The organism is Microbacterium sp. CIAB417, assembly GCF_022788845.1.
This window is the reverse complement of the sequence record NZ_JAHZUT010000002.1, coordinates 716,737-738,346: the sequence shown is the minus strand read 5'-3', so window position 1 is coordinate 738,346 and position 21,610 is coordinate 716,737. Positions and strand designations below refer to the sequence as shown.

Sequence of the window (21,610 nt, the reverse complement as noted above, 5' to 3'; positions counted from 1 at the left end):
ACCGCCCCGCGCTCGCGTGACGAACCGCAACGGGTGAGTGTGCGCCGTCGCGTGCGAACTACCTCAGCCTGGATACATAGCGACCCGCCGGCGCGTCAGCCTTGTCGCCCCTTGAAGCGCGGATTCAGCTTGTTGATGACGAACACCTTGCCGCGTCGGCGCACGACCTGGGCGCCGGGCTGGTTCTTCAGGGACGTGAGCGAGGCACGGACTTTCACAGCGACTCCTTATTGATAACGGTTCTCACTAACAGGTTATGCTGGGTGCTCCGCCCGAGCAACTGGAGAGGACCGGCATGGAATCGATCCCTGTCGCCATCACCGGGGTGTGCGCACCCGAACGCCACCTTTTCGCCGAACGCGCCGCCGCGGTGCTCGACCGCCGACTGGTGTGGGCGTACGGCGGCCCGCGACAAACGACCTCGCACCGTCCGCGGGGATTCTGGGCCGGAGGCGGCGATCAGCTCGCGCTCTTCGACTGCGCGACCGACCTCGATCCGCTGCACTTCAGCGGCGCATTCGACACCCCGCCCGCGATGGTGTGCGTCGTCGACGCCCCGCACATGGTCCAGGACCTGCGGGACGGCTCCGCCCTGCGCTCGGACGCGCTGCCCGGCGACGACCGCGGCGATCACGGCGCCCGCGCACGGCAGGCGGCGGCGTTCATCGAGAGCGCGCACGTCATCGCCTTCGTCAACTGGGAGGGCGTCGAGACGGCGCGGCTCGCGATGCTCATGGCGCTCGCCTCGCATCTGAACCCTCTCGCCCGCATCCGTCTCACGCGAGACCCGCACGAGGACGCCCGCGCGGCGCTCGCGACGGACACCTCGACTCCCGTCGGCGAGCGCGCGGGGTGGGTGCGGATGCTGAACGAGGAACACGATCCGCACATGACGGATCGCCGCGTGACGACGTTCCGTTACGAGCAGCTCCGCCCCTTCCACCCCGAGCGGCTCGTCCGCGCCCTCGACCACGAGATCGACGCGCGCAGGTGGGGACTCGTCCTGCGCTCCGTCGGCTTCTGCCGCCTGGCGACGCGCCCGGGCATGCTCGCACGCTGGGAGCAGGTCGGCTCCGCCATGTGGCTCGACCCGCTCCACACCCGCGACACCTTCAGCTGCATCGGGCAGGAGCTCGCCATCACGGGGCTCGATCTGAACGCGGCGGCGGTCGCTCGGGCCCTCGATGGCGCTGCCCTGACGGATGCGGAGATGGATGCCGGACCCGACGCCTGGGAGCGGTTCACCGACCCGCTCCCCTCCTGGCCGGTCCAGGCGTGATCAGAGCGCGCGCAGGATGTCCTCCACGCGCTGCTTCGCGTCGCCGAACAGCATCTGCGTGTTCTCCCGGAAGAAGAGCGGGTTCTCGACGCCCGCGTAGCCGGATGCCATCGAGCGTTTGAAGACGACGACCTCGCGCGCCTCCCAGGCCCGGATCACGGGCATCCCCGCGATGGGGCTGGAGGGGTCCTCGGCCGCCGAGGGGTTCACGGTGTCGTTGGCGCCGATCACGAGCACGACCGAGGTCTGCGCCAGGTCGTCGTTGATCTCGTCCATCTCCAGCACGATGTCGTACGGCACCTTCGCCTCCGCGAGGAGGACGTTCATGTGCCCGGGCAGACGCCCGGCGACGGGATGGATGCCGAAACGCACCTCGATCTGCTTCGCCCGCAGTCGCTCGACGAGCTCGGCGACCGGGTACTGCGCCTGCGCGACGGCCATGCCGTATCCCGGCACGATCACGACGCTGTCGGCATCGGCGAGCATCTCCGCCACCGCCTCCGCATCCGTCTCGCGATGCTCGCCGGCTTCGGCCGACGCTCCGGATGCGGCCGGCGCACCGAACCCGCCCGCGATGACGGCCAGCAGCGAGCGGTTCATCGCCTTGCACATGAGGAACGAGAGGTAGGCACCGGACGATCCCACGAGCGCACCGGTGATGATCAGCAGATCGTTGTCGAGGAGGAATCCCGCCGCGGCCGCGGCCCAGCCGGAGTAGCTGTTGAGCATCGAGACGACCACGGGCATGTCGCCGCCGCCGATCGAGGCGACGAGGTGCCAGCCGAGTGCCAGGGCGAGGGCGGTCACCGCGATCAGCAGCGCCAGCGTCGGAGTGATGACGTACCAGACGGTGAGTGCGGCGAACACGAGCAGCGCGCCGAGGTTGAGCGCGTTGCGGCCCGGCAGCATGAGCGGCTTCGACGGCATCCGGCCCGAGAGCTTGAGGTACGCGACGAGCGACCCGGTGAAGGTCACCCCGCCGATGAACACCCCGACGAACACCTCGCCGTGGTGGATGTCGCGGAGTGCTCCCGTGAGCCCGCCGTCGTGCAGGTGCCCGTTCCAGCCCACGAGCACGGCGGCGAGACCGACGAAGCTGTGCAGCAGCGCGATGAGCTCGGGCATGCCGGTCATCTCCACCGACCGGGCCCGCCAGAGTCCGATCGCCGCTCCCACCGCGACCGCTGCCACCAGCAGGGGAAGCCCGAGGGCTGCGGCGCCGGACGAGAACGCACCCGTGACGGTGACGACGACGGTCGCCACCAGGGCGATCGCCATGCCGGCGATGCCGGATGCGGCGCCGGCGCGCGCGGTCTCGTGCCGGCTCAGCCCCGCCAGGCTGAGGATGAACAGGAGCGCCGCGACGAGGTAGGCGGCGCCGGCGACGGCGGCAGCGGTCATCGGTTCGTCCCCTTCGAGAACATCGCGAGCATGCGACGGGTGACAGCGAAGCCGCCGAAGACGTTGATGCTGGCCAGCAGCACGGCGGCAGCCGCGAGGACCTGCACGACCGGCTCGGGCACCGTGAGCTGCGTGAGCGCGCCGACGACGATGATTCCCGAGATGGCGTTGGTCACGCTCATGAGCGGGGTGTGCAGGGCGTGGTGCACCTTGCCGATCACGTAGTAGCCGACGACGATCGACAGCGCGAGCACGGTCATGTGCTGCGGCAGCGGCGCCGGCGCGAACGTCACGATCGCGAACAGGGCGAGGGCTGCGAGCGCGAGCAGCAGGAGCTTGCGCCCGCGCCGCGGCGGCGGAGGTTCGGCGACGGATGCGGCGGGCGCCGGAGGCGCGGAGGGTGCTGCGGAGACGGCGACAGGCGGCGGCGGCCAGAGCACATCGCCTCCCGCGGCGACGGTCACCGAACGCTGCACGACGTCGTCCAGGTCGAGGACGAGAGCGCCGTCCTTGCCGGGCGTGAGCAGACGCAGCAGGTTGAGCACGTTCGTGCCGTAGAGCTGCGACGACTGCGCGGGCAGGCGCCCCGCCAGGTCGGTGTAACCGAGGATCACGACGCCGTTCTCGGTCACGACGCGCTCGTCGGCGACCGAGCCCTCGACGTTGCCACCGTGGCCCGCCGCCATGTCGACGATCACGCTGCCGGGCCGCATCCCGGCCACATCCGCGGCCGTGATGAGCCGCGGCGCGGCGCGCCCGGGGATGAGCGCCGTGGTGATGACGATGTCCACCTCGGCCGTCTGCGCGCTGTACAGCTCCGCCGCGGCGCGGTCGTACTCTTCGCTCGTCGCTCGCGCGTAGCCGTCGCTCGACACGGTCTCGCTGCTCACTGTCACGGGAAGGTACTCGCCACCGATGGAGCGCACCTGATCGGCGACCTCGGGGCGCGGGTCGGTCGCGCGCACGATGGCGCCGAGGCTGGATGCGGTCCCGATGGCCGCGAGGCCCGCGACACCCGCGCCGGCGACGAGCACTTTGGCCGGCGGCACCTTGCCCGCGGCGGTCACCTGACCGGTGAAGAAGCGACCGAACTCGTTCGCCGCCTCGACCACCGCCCGGTAGCCGGAGATGTTGGCCATAGAGCTGAGCACGTCCATCGACTGGGCCCGCGAGATGCGCGGGATCGCGTCCATCGCGAGCGCCGTCACGCCCTGCGCCGCCAACCGGTCGACCAGGTCGAGGTTCAGCGCGGGGGCGAGCTGGCTGATGAGCACCGCGCCCGAGCGCAGCCTCGCGATCTCGTCCTCTCGGGGCGCGTCGACGCCGAGCACGATATCCGCACCCCAGGCGGCGTCCTCATCCACGATCGCCGCTCCGGCGTCGCGGTAGGCGGCATCCGGGAACGCTGCGCGCGAGCCGGCGTCCGCTTCGACGACGACCTCGTATCCGAGAGCGATCAGCTTGCCGACGGTCTGCGGGGTGGCAGCGACGCGGTTCTCACCGTCGCCCTCCGAGACGATGCCGATGCGGGTCATGGGGCGACTCCTCGTGCGGGGCGGGGCGGTGGGGACGCGGCGGGCCGCTGCTCTCATCCGAGCATGCCGACCCCGGTTCGCACCAGCACGACGACCGTGCGAAATCCGCCGCGGTCAGCGTGTGCGACCCGCGCGCGGTCGGAACAGCGCGACGAGCACGACCATCACGACGAGCTCCACGAGGGTCTGCGTCACGACGACGAGCGGGGCGGGCGAGAGGGATGCGGGCAGCGCCAATGCGAGGGGAAGGACCACGAGGGAGTTGCGGGTCACCCCGCTGAACACCGTCGCGATCCGTTCGGGGCGCCGCATCCGAGCGGCCCTCGCCACGAGCAGCCCCAACACGGCGGCGACCGCGGCGAATGCGGCGAACAGGGGCACGAGGACGGCGAGGCCGGCGAGGCGCTCGCCGACGGCGTGAACCTGCGAGCCCACGACGACCGCGAGCACGAGCATCATCAGCGGCACCATCGCCCCGAGCACCCCGGTCTCGAGGACGCGGACGGGGCGGAGGGTGCGCGCGAGCAGCTGGGTGACGGCGGCGAGCGCGAGCGGCAGGACGATGAGCAGCCCGAACGCCTCGACGAACGGACCGGGGTCGATGGCGTCGACCAGCTCGGGTCCCGCCATGATCCAGAGATAGCCCGGCAGCAGCACGAGCTGGGCGAGCATGAGCAGCGGCGTCGCCGCGAGCAGGCGTTCCCGCGCACCGCCGGCCAGGTGGGCGAACACGATGACGTAGTCGACGCACGGGGTCAGCAGCACGAGCAACACCCCCGCGAGCAGGGCCGCATCGTGCGCGACGACGCGCGACAGAGGGAACACGACGATCGGCACGAGCACGAAGTTCAGGACGAGGACCGCCGCGAGAAAACGTCCGTCGCGCAACGCCTGCCCGATGCGGGCGAAGGGCACCGCGAGGAACGTGGCGTACAGGAGCACCGCGAGGGTGGGAGTGATCGCCGCTTCGAGCACCGGCGCGCTCGCGGGCGCCGTCAGCCCGACGACGACGCCGAGCGCGATCGCCGCGAGATAGAGCACGACCTGGTGCCGTTCCCCCCACGCCCGGACCGTCGCCATCCCCCTAGCCTGCCGCACGCCGACGGTCGCCCCGCTCCCCGATCCACCGGGGCGACCGTGCCGAGACTCAGCTCACGCGGCGACGGGGGCGCGCCAGAACTGCTCCCGCACCCAGCAGCGTGAGCAGCATCCCGGCGGCGAGCGCGCCGTACGGCATCTCGGTTCCGGTGACGGCGAGCGTGTTCTCGGCCACGACGCGCACGGGAGCCCAGCCGATGAGCGTCCCGTCTGCCGCGTACACGACGATCCGGTGATCGCCCAGCGGCGCGTCGGCGGGGATGCGCGCACGCACGGCGCCCGCCGCATCCACCGTGCCCGCGGCGATCCGCTGCGGCGTGGAGTACAGCCAGACCTCGACCGCAGCGCCCGCATGCTGAGTGCCCACCGACACGGTCACCATCGCGCCGCGCTCGACGCGCTCGGGGGCGCTCACGCCGCCACGGTTGGCGGGCGAAAGCGCGTCGCCGGGGAGAGGCGTGACGCCGACGCTCGGCGAGCCGCCACCCGTTCCCGGCAGACCCGGCTGCGTGCCCGCGCCGCCCGGCTCGGTCGGTTCGGTACCACCCGGGAGCGAACCCATGCGCAGCGCCTCGGCCGCGAATCCGTCGGCGAACCAGTACGCCGGACGCATGCCGCCTACGGTGAGCGATGCCGGGGCGGTCGCGAAGCCCTCGTTGTTCAGGTCGGGCATGCCGGCCGGCCGAGCCACGTGCGCCACCTGCGGCGACGCGGTCCCGTTGAGCGTGATCTGCGCGGCGGTGCCGCCGCATCCGTTGTCGCAGACGGCCCACAGCGCGCCGAGCACGGTGTCGTAGTCGAGCGCCATGACACCGGGCAGGCCGGGGTCGATCGTCGCCACGAGGCGGGCTTCACCCCCGGGCAGCAGCGCGAGCGCGTGCACGAGCCCGGTGTCCTCGACCGCCACGAAGAAGAGCCCGTCGCCGTGGCCCGGGTAGAGAGCGGGGTCGTAGGCGGCACCTGTCGTGCTGACCAGCGCACCCACGAGCTCCTCGTCCGACACCCACTCCACGGCCTCGAGCCCGACGTTCGCGGCCACGGCGGCCAGGCCCGGCACCACGTCGTTCAGTTCCCACTGCGCGGTCGCGACCACATCCGGCCCGGGAGAGGCCGGATCGACCTCGAGGATCGTGTTGCGGTTCACGCCCTTGGCGGCGTTGTCGCGCTCGGAGGCGAGGAAGACCCGCCCCGACCCGTCGACCGTGATGCCCTCGGCATCGGGTCCTGCCTTCTCGGGCGAGCCTGCGTCCGCGATGAATCGCGCCCGCTTGCCGCGCTCCCAGCCGGGAGCGAACGACGTGGTGCCGTCGGCCGCGATCGCGAGCTTCCAGAACGTGCCGGTGCCGTTGTCGACGGCCCAGAGGTACGCGCCGTCCGGAGTGTCCTGGACGTCCAGGCCGGAGCTGTCCTCGAGGAAGGTCGGTTCGGGATCCAGCACGCGGACCTCGGCGGAGCCGGGCCATGCCCCGACAGGGAGCGCACCCGGGCAGAGGTTCGCCGCACCCTTCGTGGCCTCGGATGTGGTCGCGAAGGCACCCGTCGCATCGGGGCAGCGTCCCCAGGTCGTCGCGGCGTGCCCTGCTCCCCAGCTCGTCTCGTCGATGAGCGCTGCGCCGTCGAACAGGCGCACCCGGTCGCCGCTGCCCAGGCCGAAGCCGAGCTGATCGCGGTCGATCACCAGATAGCCGCCCGGGGCGATCGTGCTCCCTCCGGGCAGAGCGTAGGCGTGCGCGTCATCGTCGTCCTTCACGACGATCCCGCTCACGTCGAGCGTCGCGCCCGTCGGGTTGACGAGCTCGATCCAGTCGTCGGGTGCGCCGCCGTCCGACTCGACCTCGTTGATGCGCACGGGGTTGCCGCACGCGTTGGGCAGGCCCTTCGTGGAGGTTGCGACGTCGGTGAAGTCGCCGGTGGCCTCGGGGCAGCGGGCGAGCACACCGTCCGCGTGCGCGGCGTAGACGTGCTCGTCGACGGTGAGCCCGGCCGCGTCGCGCAGCGTCACCGTGTCGCCGTTGCCGAGTCCGAAGACGAAGTCACGACCGCCGTCGAAGACGAACCGTGCGCCCGCGGCGAGCACCGTCCCCGCCGGCAGCGGCGTCGCCTCACCGGCGTGACCCACGGGGTCGTTGTCCATGACGCTCCAGCCCGAGATGTCGACCGGCGTCTGCGCGTGGTTGATGACCTCGACCCAGTCGGTCGCGTCACCGTTCGACTCGATCTCGTTGATGGCGACATCCGGCATGACGCAGGAGTTGGCCGCACCTCGGGTCGGGTGCGCGAGCACGAAGTCGGCGTCACCGCCGGCGCAGCGAGCGAGGGTCGCATCCGCCTCCGAGCCGTTCAGTGCCGCGTGGCCCTGCCAGGCGCCGGTGCGGTCGATGAGTGAGCCGGCGGGGTCGAACAGGCGGATCTCGTCGGTGCTGCCGATCCCGATCGCTGCGGCGAAGGCCGCGGCGACGCCGCCCACCACACCGACGGTGTCTGCATCCACCACGACGAACTGTCCGGCCGCGATCACGGTTCCGGGCGCGAAACGCCAGCTGTGATCGTCGGAGTTGTCACGCAGCTCATACCCCGAGATGTCGAGGGCCGTCTCCCCGGGGTTGACGAGCTCCACCCAGTCGGCGGGCGAGGAGTCCACCTCGCTCAGTCGCACAGAGCCGGGGGTCACCGGCACCTCGACGTCGTTGGCGGCGCCCTTCGTCGGCTGCGCCGTGACGCCCCACCCCGACGAGAGGACACCGTAGGTGGTGGGCGCGTGGCTCGTCCATGCGCGTTCGTCGACGAGAGCACCCGTCGCGTCGAACAGACGCACGGCGTCGTCCTTTCCGAGTCCGAAGTCGAACTGGCCGGCACCTCCCTTGAGCTCGTCGATGACGAGGAACCCTCCCGGCGCGAGGCTCGTCCCCGCCGGGACCACCCAGACGTTCTCGTCCTTGTTGTCCTTCACGCTCCAGCCGTCGAGCTGGACGGCCGTCGAGCCGGCGTTGAAGAACTCGATCCAGTCGCCCGGCGTTCCGCCGTCGGACTCGACCTCGTTGATGCGGATGCCGGCGTCAGCTGCGAGGGCGGCGGACGGCGCGGCGATCAGGGCGGTCGCGGCGAGCGCGCAGACCGCGGCGACGGCGAGGGGCGGGGACAGGCGGGACATGGCTCTCCTGGGGCAGGGTGCGGGTCACCCCAGGTCATCGAGAGCGGATGGCGCCGGGGCGCACGGTCGGCGACGGGCCGGTGAACGCAGGGTGTCCACTTGCCCCTCACCCGCGCCGCTCAGGCGACGCGGGTGCCAGGCGGTAGCGACCGCGCCGGCGTCCGCGTGCGGCGATAGCCACCCCAGAACAGCAGACCGGCGACCACCAGCTGCACGCCGAGTCCGACGAACCAGCTGGGCGCGAGTCCCGCCGTCTGCTCCTCGGTGCTCGGATAGGGCTGCTCCGGGTTCTCGCATCCGTCGGTGCGCACCTCGGTCTCCGGCGCAATCTGCGCCAGTCGCACACCCGAGGCGATCTGGCCGAAGAGGTCCTGCGGGTAGCCGTTGCGGTCGTACACCGTCGGGGTGGCGTCGGCGATCACGACGAAGGGGTTGGCGGCGAGAGCCCACCACACCCGGTCGAAGCGCGGCACCTCGGTCGTGTAGGTCTCCCACGGACTGCATGAGACGACCCCGCCGCTCGTGTCGTAGCCCATCCCCCACCGCGTCGAGTGGGTCACCCCGGTGCGGGTGGCGATACCGCCGAGACCGAACACGATGAGCGTGCCGACCACGAAGGCGGCCATGACGAGGTAGGTCGACGCGACCGAGAACAGGGGGCGAGCCAGCAAGGCGCTCAGCCCCACGCCGATCGCGGCGAAGATGCCGATCTCCAGGATGAGCACCAGCAGCGAGACCATGAGCGAGACCGGTGCGACACCGCCGGCGACCGTCGCCGCGATCAGGAACGGGACGGCAACGGCCAGGAACGCGAGACCGGTGATCCACGCGGCGAGGAGCTTTCCGAACACGATCTCGGCCGTCGTGGCCCGCGTCACCTGGACGGCCGCGAGGGTCGCCGATTCCCGGTCGCCGTTCACCGCGTTGCCCGCCACGGTCGGCGCGACCAGCAGCACCAGGAGCAGCACCATGTAGACGATGACCGAGTAGATCGCCCCTCCGGGCCCCTCGCTACCCGACCACATCCCGAAGGCCAGGAAGGAGAGCACCGTCACGCCCAGCAGGATGACGGCGAAGACACCGAGCAGCACGTACCAGGCCACCGAACGGACGCGCTGGGTCAGCTCCAGGACGGTGATCGTCCACAGTCTCGACGCGTTCATGCGCCCTCCTCCTCGGATGCGGGGCGAGCGCTCGCCGGATCGGAGAGATCCATGAAGGCCTGCTCGAGACGACCGACGGCCGGGGCGAACTCGGTCACGGCGATTCCGGCATCCAGGATCGCCCGAAGCCCCTGGGCGGCGTCCTCCTCACCGGCGAAGCCGAGGACGAACGCCTCCCGATCCCGGCCGACGTCCTGCGGGCGGCGACCGAGGGCCGCGGCGAATGCGACGGGCGTCGGCGGCTCGCCCCAGACGCGCAGGCGCCAGGGACGCACCGCCGCCGATGCGCTCGGTGCGGAGACGGAGGTGCCGTCGCGGAGGAAGACGGCATCGTCGACCAGTTCCTCGAGTTCGGCGAGCACATGGCTGGAGACGAGGACGGTGCGCCCCGCCGCGGCGAAACCGCGCAGCAGTCGGCGCAGGTCGATGCGCGCCTGCGGATCGAGACCGGATGCCGGCTCGTCCAGGAGCAGCACCTGCGGGTCGTGCACGAGGGCGCGAGCCAGCCCCAGCCGCTGCTTCTGTCCGCGTGAGAGCACCCGTGCCGGCGAGCCCGCGAGCGGCCCGAGTCCGACATGGTCCAGGAGCGCGTCGGCGCGCGCGGCCGCATCCGTCTTCGCCATCCCGTAGAGCCGCCCGGTCATGACGAGCGTCTCCCGCGCCGTCAGTGCACCCCACGCCCCGAGGGCGTCCGGCATCCAGCCGAGGACGCTGCGCGCCGCGGCAGGATCCTCGATGGGATCGATGCCATGGATGCTGATCGTGCCGGAATCGGGGCGCAGCAGCGAGGCGAGCATGAGCAGCAGCGTGGTCTTGCCGGCGCCGTTGGGCCCGACGAGCCCGGTCACGCGTCCCGGCTCGGCGACGAACGTCGCACCCCTCACCGCCTGCACCGAGCCGAAGGAACGGGTGACGTCGCTCGCGACGATGCCGGTCGAGGTCATGCTCCGACACTAGGGGCGGGCTGCGCCGCACGCACGCGTGTCAGCGAAAGAAGGCGACTCCGAGATCGGCGTGATCGACGAAGACCCCGTCCAGCCCCGCTTGGCGCAGCAACTCCCACTCGCCCTCGTAGTCGCCGAAACGCGCCGGTTCGCTGCCGAGGCGGAACTGCCGCGACAGGAACCGGTTCTCCGGTCGGGCGGTCCACGTGAAGACCAGGAGGCCGCGCTGCTGCGCCTCGGCGACCACCGGCGCAGGTCGCGTGATGCGCCCCAGGGCGCCCGGCACGAGAATCAGCTTCTTGTCGAGGCTGATGCCGTCGAACCTGCCGACGAGCGCGTCGAGTCCTCGCGGCGAGACGATGTCGCGGTAGGTCGGCGCGTCCGCGCCGCGGGAGACGAGCAGGTCGACGGGTGAGCCCTCGGCCTCGATGAGATGGATATAGGTGCCGGGCACACCTCGTTCGCGCAGCGTCGTCAGCACCGTCGGCTCGAAGGACTCGAAGGTCAGGGGTGAGCCCGCATCCAGCCACCCCGCCTGCTTCAGGTCGGCTTCGAGCAGCGGAACGAGATCGAGCCCGATCGCCTGGAAGTAGGCGGCGTGCTTGATCTCGAGCACGAGACCGATCGGACGGGATGCGGCGCCGATGATCTCGAGCAGATCGACCAGTCGCAGGATCGGTTCCGTATCGTCGTGCGTCGCGCTCTGGGTTCGGATGCGGGGCAGTCGCTCCCGGCAGCGCAGGGTGGACAGCTCGTCCCACGTGAAGTCCTCGGTGAACCAACCGGTCATCGAGTGGCCCGCGAACTGCTTCGTGCGCTTCAGGTGGGCGAACTCGGCTCGATCGGCGACGTCGGTGGTGTCGGAGATCTCGTTCTCGTGGCGGATCACCAGCACGCCGTCCCGCGTCGCGACCACGTCCGGCTCGAGCGCGTCGACCCCCTGGGCGATGGCGAGTTCATAGGACGAACGGGTGTGCTCGGGCAGATAGCCGGGTGCACCACGGTGGCCGATCACGAGAGGAGGCATCGCACCCAGGCTAACCGCATCCGCTCGCCTCGTCTGCCGACACCGACACGCTCGTGCCCGGCTCAAAGTTCACTCACAGCGATACCCTCCCCACCCGCGGAAACACTGGGATATCGTGGGTCGTGCGGCACCGTGCCGCCACCTGACACTGGAGTGTGACCCTGCCGATGGCTTCGTCCAACCCCGCGTTCAACAACCCTGCATTCCAGGACCCGCGAGCCGTGAAGAGCTACCCCGGTGGCTCCAACGCGGCGGGGATCGGTCTGACCCCGCCCCCCGCGTCGACGGTGACGCCCGGTCAGCAGGCCGGCCTCGAGGGCGCGTTCGCCGCCCCGCCGGCAGGCGCCGCCGACACCGGCCGCATGACGGTCGAGGACACCGTCCACAAGACGGGGGCCCTGTTCGCCGTGCTCCTGATCGGCGCCGTCGCCGGCTGGTTCGTGACCCTGGGCGGCACGCTGCTGCCGCGTGAGGCCACGACACTCGTCGTCGCACCGATGATCCTCGGCGCGCTCGTCGGTTTCGTGCTCTCGCTCGTGATCATCTTCACGTCGCGCAAGAAGGTGCGCCCCGCGCTCATCTTCGCGTACGCCGCGTTCGAGGGTATCTTCGTCGGCAGCATCTCGGCGTTCTTCGAGGTGCAGTGGGCCGGCATCGTCATCCAGGCGACGCTCGCGACCGTCGCCGTCGTCGGCGTGACCCTGGCCCTCTTCGCGAGCGGCAAGATCCGCGCCTCCAAGCGCGCCACGAAGATCTTCCTCATCGCGATGGTCGGCTACCTGGTGTTCAGCCTGCTGAATGTCGTGCTGATGCTCTTCGGCGTCTTCCCCGCCGGCCAGATGTTCGGCCTGCGCAGCCAGGAGGTCTTCGGCGTCCCGCTCGGCCTGATCCTGGGTGTGTTCGTCGTGATCCTCGCCGCCTACTCGCTGGTGCTCGACTTCGACTCGATCCAGCAGGGCGTGCGCAACGGCGCTCCCCGCCAGTTCGCCTGGATGGGCGGCTTCGGCATCATGGTGACCGTCGTCTGGCTGTACCTCGAGATCCTGCGGATGATCGCGATCCTCCGAGGCAACAACTAGCGCTGCTGCGCTTCGAAGGGCCGCCCCTCGGGGCGGCCCTTCGTCGTTGCGGGCCGGCTTCGCCGCCCGTCCCGAAACCTTCGCCTGTCACAGATCGCGCCATCCGCGTCGATCTGTGACAGGCGAGCGGGTGATGACCCGGTTCGCCTGTCGTAGATCGCGTCTCCCGGATCGATCTGTGACAGGCGAGCGGGTGGCGCGACCGGGCCACAGGCCGCCGCCTACGAGCCACGCCGCAACGCACACGGCACCCGCCGAGGCGACCCCGGGCGCCGCTCAGCGCGTCCTGGGCGGCTCAGCGCGGGGCGAGGATACGGCGCACGAGGGCCGTGAGGCCGTCGCGGATGCGGGAGGGCGCGAAGTCGGCGGCGCGCTGGAGCGCGAGCCGCGCCGCGCGCTCGCGGCGCGCGGCATCGTGCAGCAGCTCGATGACCGCATCCGCGAACGCGTCCTCGTCGCCGTCCGGCACGAGAACGCCGCCGCCGGTGCCGAGCTGGTCGCGGGGCCCGTACCGCACGTCGTACGACACCACCGGAACGCCCCGACTCATGGCTTCGAGCGCCGCGAGTCCCTGACCTTCGAACGCCGTCGTCTGCACCATGAGCGCCGCGCCGTCGAACAGCGCCGGACCCGCATCGCTGCGTCCTTCGAGCGTGACGGATGCGGCGAGCCCGCGCTCATCGATCAGGCGCTGCAGATCGTCGCGCAGCGCACCGTCTCCCCAGATCTCGAGCCGCGCGTCGGGCACGGCGGCCACCACGCGACTCCACGCCCGGATCGCGTGATCGATGCGCTTGCCCGGTGCGAGGCGCCCGAGCATCACGACGCGACGCGGGTCGATCGGTGCCGGCTCGTCGACGGCGACGGGCGCAGCGTTCGGCAGCACCGTCGCTCCCGGATGCGCGCCGAACCGCCGCTCGGCGTCCGCGCGCTGCTGCGCGGTCGGCCAGAGCACGGCGTCGAAGCGGTCTGCGATGGCGAACCACCGTCGCCAGAGATCGTTGACCGGCGCGTCGGGACCATAGGGGGCGGAGAGATGCGTCGTGTGGATCGTGTGCACGATCTTCACCCCGCGCGGCGGGTCCGTAGCGAGCAGCTCGCCGAGCTGCCGCGACTCGCAGAAGAGCACGACCGGCTGCGGGAGATCGGCGACGACGTGATCGAGCCAGGCGCGGTACAGGCCGCCGAATCCGGGCAGGATACGATCACCGTCCGATGCGTGCACGACGACTGCGGCCTTCGTCAGGTGCCAGTCGGGGTCGCCGGAGATCACCGGCAGCGCGAGCAGAGGCCGGCCCGCCGCATCCGGGATCTCGCGGTACGCAATACCGGGCGTGGCCACACCCGGCGTCGCGGCGGCGATCAGCCAACGAGGATCGGCCGCGGCTTCGTCGAAGAGGTTGCGGAACGCGTCGACGGATGCGGCGGCGCCGTCGGCGACGAAGGCCGCGCGGTGCGCGGCGTGGTCGCTCGGCGTGCCGGGGTCGACGCTCAGCAGGCGAACCCGGGCCCCCGCATCGGTGAGCAGGCGCGCCCGCTGGAGCGTCGCGACCGTGTAGCCGCCGTCGACTCCCGGGATGAGCCGCGACGTGAGCACGAGCGCCGTCACGCCCTCGAGCCCGCCGCTCACGAGGCGATCATCTCTCTCCACGCCCCTGAACGGAGAGCGAAGGGGTGTCCCTTCTCGGGCAATCGGGGTGCAGGGGTCCCCGCTCTTGCCGGAGAAGGGACACCCCTGAGCTCGGTGTCCTCCGAGCTCACTCCCACTCGATGGTCCCCGGGGGCTTCGACGTGACGTCGAGAACCACGCGGTTCACGTCGCGCACCTCGTTCGTGATCCGGTTCGAGATCTTCGACAGGACGTCGTACGGCAGACGGGTCCAGTCCGCGGTCATGGCGTCCTCGCTGGAGACGGGACGCAGCACGATCGGATGCCCGTAGGTGCGCCCGTCGCCCTGTACGCCGACCGAGCGCACGTCCGCGAGCAGCACGACCGGGCACTGCCAGATCTCGCCGTCGAGGCCCGCCTTGGTCAGCTCCGCACGCGCGATGGCGTCGGCGTCCCGCAGAATCTCGAGGCGGTCAGCGGTGACCTCACCCACGATGCGGATGCCGAGGCCGGGGCCCGGAAAGGGCTGGCGTGCCACGATCGCCTCCGGGAGGCCGAGGTCGCGGCCGATCTGGCGCACCTCGTCCTTGAAGAGGGTGCGCAGCGGCTCGATGAGCTCGAACTGCAGGTCTTCCGGCAGGCCGCCCACGTTGTGGTGGCTCTTGATGTTCGCCGTGCCCGCGCCGCCGCCCGACTCGACCACGTCGGGGTAGAGCGTGCCCTGCACGAGGAAGCGGATGGGCTCGCCGTCAGCGGCCGCCTCGGCGACGAGATCGCGCTCCGCGGCCTCGAAGGCACGGATGAACTCGCGTCCGATGATCTTCCGCTTCTGCTCGGGGTCGCTCACGCCCTCGAGCGCGGAGAGGAACTGCTCGCGCGCATCGATCGTGATCAGACGCACGCCCGTCGAGGCGACGTAGTCGTTCTCGACCTGCTCCCGCTCGCCCTTACGCAGCAGCCCGTGGTCTACGAAGATCGCCGTGAGCTTGTCGCCCACGGCCTTGTGCACGAGCGCCGTCGACACGGCGGAGTCGACGCCGCCGGACAGCGCCGAGATGACGCGGCCATCGCCGACCTGCGCGCGGATCTTCTCGACCTGCTCGGCGATGACGTTGCCGCTGTTCCAATCGGCGCCCAGGCCTGCGGCCTTGTGGAGGAAGTTCTCGAGCACGGTCTGGCCGTAGTCGGAGTGCTTGACCTCGGGGTGCCACTGCACGCCGTAGAAGCGGCGCGTGTCGTTGGCGAAGGCCGCGACCGGCGTCGCCGCGGTGCGCGCGAGCACGTCGAAGCCCTCGGGGGCGCGGGAGACCTGGTCGCCGTGGCTCATCCACACGTTCTGCTCGGCCGGGGTGCCCCCGAGCAGTGTGCCCTCGGTCACGATCGTCGCGTCGGTGGCGCCGTACTCGCGCAGGCCCGTGTTCGCGACCTCGCCACCGAGCGCCTGCGCCATGACCTGGAAGCCGTAGCAGATACCGAGGGTCGGCACACCGAGGTCGAAGACCTCCGTGTCGAGCGCGGGCGCGCCGTCCTCATACACCGACGACGGGCCGCCGGAGAGGATGATGCCCACCGGGTTCTTCGCCGCGATGTCGGCGGCAGATGCGGTGTGCGGCACGATCTCGCTGTAGACGCCGGCTTCGCGCACGCGTCGGGCGATCAACTGCGCGTACTGGGCGCCGAAGTCGACGACCAGGACGGGGCGCTGGGAGGTATCGGTCTGCTCGGTCAACGGCTGCTCTCTGTCGCGTCGGCGGATGCGGGAGGGGCCTCGGCGGCCTCACGGGCCGCGAGGTAGCGCTTGACGTCACGGGCGACGATCGCCTCCATGACGAAGGAGAGGAAGGGAATGACACCGCCCGCGGCCAGCAGCAGCAGACGCCACAGCGGCCACCGCATGAGGCTCCAGACGCGGAAGCAGGCGATGAGGTAGACGACGTAGAACCAGCCGTGCACGATCAGGATGCCGAGCGAGAGGTTGACGCCGTCTCCCGTGGAGACGAGCTCGCCCTCGGGGCCCGGCACCACGGGCGCGAACCACAGGAATCCGCCCGATCCGCCCAGGAACAGCTCGACCGCGAGCGAGGGCGTGTACTTCAGGATCATCTCGGTGACCAGCAGTAGCAGGCCGACACCGGTGATCACGGAGCAGATCTGGTAGAACCGCAGCGCCTTGCGGATCGCCGGGAAGGTGGCGAGTTTCGGGGCGGGCATGCGCCCAGTCTAGTCGCGCCGATCACGGACGCCGGATGCGGCGATGCCGCCCTCCCCCGGTGTGGGAGAGAGCGGCATCGACTGTGTGGCGGGTCAGCCCTTCGGCAGGGTCACCTGGATGACCCCGGCGGGGAACCGCTCGCGGGCCGAGACGTACAGCAGGTCGCGCTCGGCGTCGATCGAGACGCCGTACACCTTGTTGCCGAACTCGTGCACCGACAGCCGCTTCACGAGCGACAGGTCGGCGGCACCCCACACCGTGACGCCCGACTGCTGGAACAGATCGGTCTGGTTGCCCACGACCACGAGACCGTCGGCCACGGCGATCGAGCGGTAGTCGGCGCGCTCCACCTGCTGGCGCTGCACCAGGGTGTCGTCCGACATCCGGTAGACCCGGATGCCCTCGGTGGACCCCTCGGCGTCGCTGTTGCTGACGTAGAGCAGGCCGGCGGCCGAATCGACGGCGATGCCGTGCGAGCGCCAGGCGCCGCCGTCGGCGGGTCCGGCGACCGTGCGCAGCAGCTCACCCGTCTCGGCGCTCGCCACGTCATAGCCGCCGCCGCGCACGCCGCCGTAGACGAGGCCCGTGGTGAGGTCGACGTCGATGCCGCGCACGCCGCCCGAGAAGGCGAAGGGTCCGCGCACGCGCTCGCCCGTCTCCGCATCCATGACGACCCAGTTGTTGCCGAACGCGACGTACAGCCAGCCGTTCGCCGCGTCGTACGCGATGTCGCGCAGACCGTCCTGCACCGGGTCGGTCGTGGGAGCGCTCATGGTGCGCACGACCGTGTCGGTGGCCGGGTCGATCACGTGGACGCGCGCCGGGCGCATCTCGTCCGCGAGGTACAGGTATCCCGTGGCGGGATCGACCGCGGATCCGACGGGTCGGACCTCGGGGTCGGTCGCCTCGGTCGGAACCGCACCGAGCGCACGCGCCTGGTAGGGCTCCGCCGGCTCGACCTGCGCCTCGACGGGCAGGTTCACCCGAAGGATGCCGGCCGGGTAACGGTCACGTGCCGAGACGTACAGCGCGTGACGCTGGGCGTCGATGGACACTCCGTACACCTTGTTGCCGAACTTGTGCGCCGACAGCCGTTCGATGAGCGAGAGCCCACCGGTGTACACCGAGACGCCCGACTGGTCGAAGAGCGTGCTCTGGTGTCCGACGACGACCACGTTGGTGGCCGGGTCGACCGAGATCGAACGGAAGTCGGAGCTCGTGTAGGCGAGGCGATCGACGATCGAGTAGTCCGTGCCGTCGTAGACGCGGATGCCCTCGGTCGAACCGGCGCTGTCGCTGTTGCTCACGTAGAGACGGTTGTGGGCAGCGTCGAACGCGATGCCGTGGGTGCGCCACGATCCCGCATCCGTCGGTCCCTGCACCGTCTGCAGCAGCTCACCGGTCATCGCATCGGCCACGTCGAAGCCGGTGCCCCGCACGCCGCCGTAGACGATGCCGCGCTCGACGTCGACGTCCATGCCGCGCACGCCGCCCGAGAAGGCGAACGGTCCGCGGACGACGGCGCCGGTGGCCGGATCGAGCACGACCCAGTTGCTGCCGTAGGCCACGTACAGCACCTTGTTCGTCCCGTCGTACGCGATGTCACGCAGGCCGTCGGGCGTGAGCGTCGTGGGCAGGTCGATGGTCCGCTCGATCTTGTCGGCGACGGGGTCGACGACGTGGATGCGGGCGGGGCGCATCTCGTTGGCCACGAACAGCTTGCCGGTGGCGGGGTCGACCACGGTGCCCACCGGAAGGATCTCCGGGTCGGTCGGCTCGGTCGGGATGGCCGCGAGCGCGGTCACCTCGTACGGGACGGCCGGCGGGTCGGTCGGATCGGTCGGGTCCGTCGGGTCCGTCGGATCCGTGGGATCGGTCGGATCCGTGGGGTCCGTCGGGTCCTCGTCGGTGACGCGGATGCTGACCGTCACGGCCTTGGGCTCGAGCTCCTCGCCCGGAGGGTTGAGGCGGAAGTCGCGGTTGGCGACGAACACGCGCTGGTGCTCCTCGTCGACCCCGATGCCGTAGCCGTCCTTGCCGTAGGCGGGGCCCACCTTGTCGGCGAGTTCGGCACCCGTGGCGAGGGCGTGCACCGAGAAGCCACCGCGGTCGGCGGCCGTTCCGGTGTAGCCGACGTAGAGGAGACCGCGCTCGCTGTCGATGTCGACCTGGCGGGCACCGGCACGCACTTCCTTCTCCCAGAGGAGTCGGAAGCCGTCGACGGCGGAGAACGCCTGGAGGTCCGGGGTACCGACGACGCTCTGGAACTTGGTCGTGACGACGGTTCCGGTGGCCGGGTCGGCCGCGACGTAGTACGCGTCGGCCGTGCCGTTGACGACACCGAGCGACTCACCCGTCGAGGCGCGGAACACCTCGACACCGCGAGCGGGGACCGCGACGTAGACGTAGTCGTTCACGGGGTCGACGTCGATCGAGCGCTGCGACTCGATGATCGGGTACGGACCGCGCTTGACCTGACCGAAGTCCGCGTCGGCGATGGACACGACCACCCAGTTGCGGTTCTGCTGACCGACGTAGAGAAGCTGGTTCTCCTCGTCGATGCCCAGGTCGCGGATGTTCTCCGGGAGCTGGAACTCGCGCAGCACCGTGTCGGTGTCGGGATCGATCTCGAAGATCGTGCGGCTGTTCTGGTCGCCCAGGTACAGCACGTCCCGCTTCTGGTCGTACACGACCCCGGCCGGAAGGGCCGCCGTGTGGTCGCCACCGACGCTGTTCGGCATGACCGAGTCGAGGTGACCGGCCTGGTCGTACTCGTACGTCTCGACCGGATCCTGTGCGATGCGCGTCGACTCGGTGATCGCGAACGGCACGAGCTCCTCACCCGGAGGGTTGAGGCGGAAGTCGCGGTTGCTCACGTAGACCCGCTCGTTCTCCTCGTCCACGGCGATGCCGTAGCCGTCCTTGCCGAACTCCGGTCCGACCTTGTCGACCTGCAGCGTGCCGGTCGCGAGGCTGTGCACCGAGAAGCCGCCCTGGGTCGCACCGGTGCCGGTGTACCCGATGTAGAGCAGGCCGCGCTCGCTGTCGATGTCGAGCTGACGCGCGTTCGGACGCACGGCCTGCTCCCACTTCGTCACGAAGCCGTCGGTCGCGTCGAACGCCTGGATGCCGATGTTGCCTTCGACGTCCGTGAACGAGGTCGTGACGACCCAGCCCGTGGCAGGGTCGGCCGCGACGTAGTACGCGTCGGCCGTGCCGTTGACGACACCGAGCGACTCACCCGTCGAGGCGCGGAACACCTCGACACCGCGGGCGGGGACCGCCGCGTAGACGTAGTCGTTCACGGGGTCGACGTCGATCGAGCGGTTGGACTCGATGATCGGGTAGGGACCGCGCTTGACCTGACCGTAGTCGGCGTCGGCGATCGAGACCACGACCCAGTTGCGGTTCTGCTGGCCGACGTAGAGAAGCTGGTTCTCCTCGTCGATGCCCAGGTCGCGTACGTTCTCGGGAACCTGGAACTCGCGCAGCACCGTGTCGGTGTCGGGGTCGATCTCGAAGATCTTGCGGCTGTTCTGGTCACCCAGGTACAGCACGTCCCGCTTCTGGTCGTAGACGACGCCGGCCGGGAGGGCCGCCGTGTGCTCGCCGCCGATGCTGTTCGGCATCACGGCGTCCAGCTGAGCGGTCTGTTCGTAGTCGAAGTCGCCGACCGGATCGGTGGGATCGGTCGGGTCTCCCGGACCCGGGTCCGGGTTCGGGTTGCAACCGAGGCACGGCGCCGGCGTTCCCGGGTCGATCTCCTGCGGCTCCACCCCGTCGACGACGAGCTTCGCGTCGCCCTCCTTGGTGATCGTGAAGCCGTCGAAGAACTCGCCGTCGGCCGTGCGCGACTCGAAGCGCAGGGTGCCGCCGTTGACGTCGATCAGCTGGTAGGTCTGCATCCCGGCCTCGAGGCGGCGCAGGTGCCCGGCGTTCTCGTTCCAGTGACGCGGGCCCGCCTCGTAGAACTTCGAGCCGACGCTCGAGGTGACGTAGACCGGTCCGGTCGAGCTGAGCTCGGGGTCCGCACCCTCGGGCAGGTTCTGCTCGTTGGCGAGCAGGTTGCCGCGGCCGTAGGCGTGGTCGTGCCCGGTGAGCACGAGGTCGACGTTGTGCGACTCGAAGATCGGGCCCCACGACTGACGGATGCCGAGGTTGTTGCGGCCCTCGTCCAGCGAGTAGACGGGGTGGTGGAAGTACACCACGGTCCACTGGTTCGGGTTCTCGGTCAGCACGTTCTCGAGCCACTCGGCCTGCACGCGCAGACCCTCGGTGTCGACCATGTTGCTGTTGAGCGAGATGAAACGCACGCCCTGGTGGTCGGTGTAGTACACCGTGCCGTCGAGGCTGTCGTACAGCGCACCCTCACCCTGCGGGCCGTTGTCGGGGTAGCTGTACATGCTGTCCCACTGCGGCGACAGCACGCCCTCGTACTCGTGGTTGCCCGGCGTCGTCAGCAGCTGCTGAGTGCCCAGGCCGTACGAGAACGCCTCGTAGAGCTCGCCCCACTGCTGATCTGATGCCGCGTCGTCGACCAGGTCGCCGATCTGCAGCACCAGGTCGGCGTTGGGCCGGTCGCGGAACGCGTTGCGGATGACCCGCGAAGCATCGCTCAGGATGCCGTTCTGCACGTCGCCGAAGTACACGAACGAGAAGCGGTCGGCCTCGACCGACGCCGTCTCGAAGTCCTGCCATTCGCTGAAGTTCGTGCCGTCACCGACGCGGTACATGTACGAGACTCCGGGCTTGAGGCCCGAGATCGTCGCCGTGTGGATGGTGTTGGTGTAGCCGAGGTCGGCGACCTGCTCGACGCGCTGCTGCGCGGTGAGCGACTGGACGCCGCCCGGGTAGGACGCCGGGGTCATCGTGCGGTACTCGACGATGCCTGCGGTGACCGCCGTCGACGAGCGCCACGACACGACCTGCTGGGTCGTCGGGTCTGATGCGGGGATCAGGGTGATCCGGTCGGGCACCCGCGACGGCGCGTAGCGCTCCGCCGCGGGGAGGGATGCGGCCGTAGCCGGAGCCGCCGCGACGACTCCGCCCGCGGCGATCACCCCGAAGGCCAGTCCCGCGGCGATCGCGCGGGAGGTACGGAAGCGGGCCATC

General features: G+C 70.5%; 14 protein-coding genes. 2 read left to right on the top strand and 12 right to left on the bottom strand.

The annotated features are described in order from the left end of the window. Positions 1-95: 95 nt before the first annotated feature. Positions 96-218, bottom strand: coding sequence for a type B 50S ribosomal protein L36 (gene ykgO / locus KYX17_RS10150; RefSeq protein WP_243226867.1), 123 nt, complete (start codon positions 216-218; stop codon positions 96-98). 77 nt (positions 219-295) lie between these two features. On the opposite strand from ykgO, the gene KYX17_RS10145 reads away from it, so the two are divergent. Further along, a complete protein-coding gene (locus KYX17_RS10145) occupies positions 296-1,279 on the top strand; it encodes a GTP-binding protein (RefSeq protein ID WP_243226866.1) in 984 nt (327 codons plus the stop codon). Here KYX17_RS10145 and pntB read toward each other — a convergent pair whose 3' ends face one another. The 7 genes from pntB to KYX17_RS10110 form a co-directional block, all read right to left on the bottom strand. Continuing rightward, positions 1,280-2,680 carry a Re/Si-specific NAD(P)(+) transhydrogenase subunit beta gene (gene pntB, locus KYX17_RS10140; protein ID WP_243226865.1) on the bottom strand — a complete coding sequence of 467 codons (1,401 nt, stop codon included), beginning with the start codon at positions 2,678-2,680 and terminating at the stop codon, positions 1,280-1,282. Continuing rightward, positions 2,677-4,215 carry a Re/Si-specific NAD(P)(+) transhydrogenase subunit alpha gene (locus KYX17_RS10135; protein ID WP_243226864.1) on the bottom strand — a complete coding sequence of 513 codons (1,539 nt, stop codon included), beginning with the start codon at positions 4,213-4,215 and terminating at the stop codon, positions 2,677-2,679. The genes pntB and KYX17_RS10135 overlap by 4 nt, the downstream gene beginning before the upstream one ends. Positions 4,216-4,329: 114 nt before the next feature. After that, complete coding sequence (locus KYX17_RS10130; protein ID WP_243226863.1) at positions 4,330-5,295, bottom strand: arsenic resistance protein; 966 nt, start codon at positions 5,293-5,295, stop codon at positions 4,330-4,332. Between the two features lie 67 nt (positions 5,296-5,362). Further along, a complete protein-coding gene (locus KYX17_RS10125; RefSeq protein WP_243226862.1) occupies positions 5,363-8,464 on the bottom strand; it encodes a lamin tail domain-containing protein in 3,102 nt (1,033 codons plus the stop codon). A gap of 119 nt (positions 8,465-8,583) precedes the next feature. Beyond that, a complete protein-coding gene (locus tag KYX17_RS10120; RefSeq protein WP_243226861.1) occupies positions 8,584-9,627 on the bottom strand; it encodes an ABC transporter permease in 1,044 nt (347 codons plus the stop codon). Continuing rightward, positions 9,624-10,571, bottom strand: coding sequence for an ABC transporter ATP-binding protein (locus tag KYX17_RS10115; protein WP_243226860.1), 948 nt, complete (start codon positions 10,569-10,571; stop codon positions 9,624-9,626). The genes KYX17_RS10120 and KYX17_RS10115 overlap by 4 nt, the downstream gene beginning before the upstream one ends. Positions 10,572-10,611: 40 nt before the next feature. Next, positions 10,612-11,598 carry a glycerophosphodiester phosphodiesterase family protein gene (locus KYX17_RS10110; protein ID WP_243226859.1) on the bottom strand — a complete coding sequence of 329 codons (987 nt, stop codon included), beginning with the start codon at positions 11,596-11,598 and terminating at the stop codon, positions 10,612-10,614. Between the two features lie 167 nt (positions 11,599-11,765). Here KYX17_RS10110 and KYX17_RS10105 point away from each other — a divergent pair, with 167 nt between their 5' ends. Then, entirely contained in the window at positions 11,766-12,677 is a 912-nt protein-coding gene (locus tag KYX17_RS10105; protein ID WP_243226858.1) for a Bax inhibitor-1/YccA family protein, read from the top strand. A 295-nt stretch (positions 12,678-12,972) separates the two neighbouring features. On the opposite strand, the gene KYX17_RS32270 is transcribed toward KYX17_RS10105, so the two are convergent. The 4 genes from KYX17_RS32270 to KYX17_RS10085 all read right to left on the bottom strand — a co-directional run bounded on the left by KYX17_RS32270 (position 12,973) and on the right by KYX17_RS10085 (position 21,609). Next, positions 12,973-14,307 carry a glycosyltransferase gene (locus KYX17_RS32270; RefSeq protein ID WP_243226857.1) on the bottom strand — a complete coding sequence of 445 codons (1,335 nt, stop codon included), beginning with the start codon at positions 14,305-14,307 and terminating at the stop codon, positions 12,973-12,975. 127 nt (positions 14,308-14,434) lie between these two features. Next, complete coding sequence (gene guaA, locus KYX17_RS10095; RefSeq protein WP_243226856.1) at positions 14,435-16,015, bottom strand: glutamine-hydrolyzing GMP synthase; 1,581 nt, start codon at positions 16,013-16,015, stop codon at positions 14,435-14,437. Next, the gene (locus tag KYX17_RS10090) at positions 16,012-16,497 is read right to left on the bottom strand and encodes a DUF3817 domain-containing protein (protein ID WP_243226855.1); all 486 of its coding nucleotides are present in this window, start codon (positions 16,495-16,497) and stop codon (positions 16,012-16,014) included. The genes guaA and KYX17_RS10090 overlap by 4 nt, the downstream gene beginning before the upstream one ends. Before the next feature lie 93 nt (positions 16,498-16,590). Continuing rightward, positions 16,591-21,609 carry a metallophosphoesterase gene (locus KYX17_RS10085; protein ID WP_243226854.1) on the bottom strand — a complete coding sequence of 1,673 codons (5,019 nt, stop codon included), beginning with the start codon at positions 21,607-21,609 and terminating at the stop codon, positions 16,591-16,593. Between the last annotated feature and the right edge of the window lies 1 nt (position 21,610).